This is a genomic window from Priestia sp. RMT2NF4, assembly GCF_047872835.1.
Taxonomy (GTDB): domain Bacteria; phylum Bacillota; class Bacilli; order Bacillales; family Bacillaceae_H; genus Priestia; species Priestia zanthoxyli.
Genome location: NZ_JBLQZO010000024.1, coordinates 1 through 3118 on the forward strand (window position 1 = coordinate 1; position 3118 = coordinate 3118).

General features: G+C 39.1%; 2 protein-coding genes and 1 pseudogene. All 3 read right to left on the reverse strand.

The features are described 5' to 3' along the window. Nucleotides 1–1877, reverse strand: a 1877-nt coding sequence (locus tag ACMX9J_RS27605) for a pLS20_p028 family conjugation system transmembrane protein (protein ID WP_416226468.1), incomplete at its 3' end; no start/stop codon positions are given. 23 nt (nt 1878–1900) lie between these two features. Further along, nucleotides 1901–2107, reverse strand: a complete 207-nt coding sequence (locus ACMX9J_RS27610; protein WP_116327344.1) for a hypothetical protein — start codon at nt 2105–2107, stop codon at nt 1901–1903. A gap of 394 nt (nt 2108–2501) precedes the next feature. Next, nucleotides 2502–3045: pseudogene (locus tag ACMX9J_RS27615) on the reverse strand (TraG/TraD/VirD4 family protein); the annotation flags it as partial. Between the last annotated feature and the right edge of the window lie 73 nt (nt 3046–3118).

Consider the following 3118-nt stretch of genomic DNA (forward strand, 5'->3'; position numbering starts at 1 on the left):
GAGCTGCCTCCATTTGTACTTCCACTATGACCAGAAGCCTGCATTTCACCATGTAGAGGAGTACTTGCCTTTCCTACGGAGGAGCTGCCTCCATTTGTACTTCCACTATGACCTGAAGCCTGCATTTCATCATGTAGAGAAGCACTTCCACTTTCTACAGAAGATCCAGTACCTTCACTTGCCCTTTCACTTTGATCAGAAGCCTGCATTTCATCATGAAGTGAAGCACTTCCACCTTCTACAGAAGATCCAGTACCCTCATTTTCACTTTCACTATAACCAGAAGCTTGCATTTCATCATGTAGAGAAGCACTTCCACCTTCTACAGAGGAAGTTGATCCTTGACTATCAGTAGAAACACCTGCTGCTTGCATCTCATCCTGTAAAGAGCTTCCTTGACCTTGACCTGCTCCTTTTCCTTCCGAAGAATTTCCTTCAGTATTTTTGCCCCCTTCTTGTTTCTCAGTAGAGGATAATCCCTGTTGTTGAGCTTTCTGCTCATTTCCTGCGTTTTTACCTTTAGAAGCAGTTTTTCCTTTCTCACCTGCCATTCCTGCCTTTTTCATTTCCTCATGCAGAGCTGGCTGTTTTTCTTTATTTCCTTGTGTAGCTAACCCTTTACCAAGACCTCCAACTCCTGCTGCTGTCTGAAGAGCACCACTACCAAGGCCTTTTCCTACATTACCAATACCTTTTGCAAGGTTGGCTCCTCCTTTTGCTGTTCTGCCTATCATGCCAATGCTACTTTCAAGTCCTTTTGCCATCGCAAAGCCTCCTGCCACAGCTCCCCAACCACTCTTGAGGCCAGCATCGATTCCAAAGAGACGTTCACACATGATAGGACCATCTACAACAGCAATACTAAAGGCAATCAATGCGATAAGGTACGGAATACCTTCTAATTTATCGCTGATAAAGACCGTTCCCATCAAATAGACCTTCATGGAAATGAAAATCATAATGATGACTAGGAACGTATTCACTATGTTTTTTAGTACAGCTTTTAACTTTTGTCCATCTGATACATCGGCAGGCGCAACTAATTGGGCTAAAATCGAGTTAAATCCTATTTCGTAACACAGTTTCGCTAGTTTAATTGAGGTAAACAACTGTGTCATCCCTATAACAAAGAGGGAAATAGCAATTGTCCAGAAGTTCCATGACCATCGATAATAAAGTTCTGGAAAGAAATCAAACCATCCATTATCTAATTCTGCAACTCCATCTTTTCCATCTGGCGTTACAGCTGTTTTGTGAGTGAGTATATCTTTTCCCTTGTCTGATAGTTTATCTTTCTCATTTACCTTAAAGTCACCATCAATCTTTTCAGTAATATCGATCATCGTAATATTTTTTTGTGGTACTTTATTCGATTCTTTTAATTCTGGACTTTTCCACTTCGTAAGATCGAATTGCGCTACATCTGTTAGATTACTTTTAATAATCTTTTCACTTACGGTTCCTTTTTCATTTAAATCAACGGCTTCAATGGCTTGATCGGTAAACTTATCAGCCTTTAACATGCTTGTATTCAGAAGAAGAAGAACAGCCATCGAAATAAAAATGTTAATCATAATCTGTTCACGATTGACTTTCTTCTGAATAATCAACATGTAGCCAATATACAAAAAGGAAAAAGCCAGTAGTACATATAAAAAAGGTTGAATCTTGGTAATAAAATCTTGGATATCGGGTGAATTAAAAAATGTCTTAATTCCTAAAATACTATCTGTAATTCCTTCTAATCCATCAACTAGAAACGAAAGAATTTGAATACACGCCCACCCAAATTTCCGTAACAAATAGGAGGCGATATCTCCAACATCTAAGTACTCTGAAAACTCATGAAGCTTTTTAAGAATTTCTTCATCCTTCATCTGCTCATCTCCTTACGAGGGTATTACATGCCTTGAAACAACGTATCAACAGTTATCTCCAATCGTTCATCCAGAGGAGAAACACGAATTCGCACAGGCGCTTCTCCCTCCTGTCCTTTTTCTAGCTGTACAGTACCATCTAGCAACCCAATCAACACCTGATGTCCTTCCTTCACAATCGGTGCATAGTCCTCTAAAATACGTTCTAATTCCTTTGAAATACGAGTCATTCTTTCTCCCCCTTTTGATATTAGGCTTCTTGTTTTTCCATTTGGTCTTGTAACTGAGTAAGAGTAGAATCAATTTTTTTACGAACAAGTTCATAGCCTTTAGGATCAATCCCATTCATGAAAGCTAGTTGCTCAAACTCTTCGTCAAAATCTCCCATAGCCAGTTGTTCAACATCTTCTGTTGTTTTCTTCATTACGTGAGGTAAAGAAGTTCTAATAAATTCAAAAACACTTGGATCATTGCAAAAGAACTCTTTGACTGTTCTGGTTTTCCAGTTTTCAAGGGTTATAGCAGTAAAAAGCTCATTTGGTGACTCTTTAACTTTTTCTTCTGTTTTTATTACTTCCTCAACTTTTTTTATTAACTCCTCAACTGGAGGAGTTGCAAATGGTGAAAGAAAGTTATCAATAACCAAGGATCTAGGATTGACTTTTTCATGTAAAGACGAAATGTCAATATCTAGAATCGAACGATCTGTGTTAAAGTCATCTCCAAGGTATTCCCAACGGTATTTCAACGCTGTTTTTCCGGTGTTATAGATGGGATGTGCTTTAATTCTCTGACGTGCTTTATCTTGACGTTTAACCACCCGAACAACGACGCTCTCTCCTTCCTGTAATTCCATTAATTCATTTGGTGTTAATAATGGCTTTCCATCGACCCCCTCTGTTTTACTTTTATCTGTTGATAATCCTTTTCCACTTCGAGAGGTGGAATTGATTGTACCGTCTCCTAATTTTTGTGAGATGGTTCTAGCTGTTTCATAGTTATTGCTTAAAATATAAATCGTATTCCCGCAGTTCCCTTCAATCGTTTCGGCATCATCTCCATATTTATTTTTTAGCTGTGCATAAGCCTGAATGACTAAGTTGAAGCGTATGTTTCTCCCTAAACAAACGGTGATAATGTTCGCCATATCTTGAATGGCTGGCATATTGTAGGGTAAGAACCCGGCGCCTTAAGACCTCTCGGTCTTAGGTTTCCGAGAACTCCCCCCCGAACCGTACGTA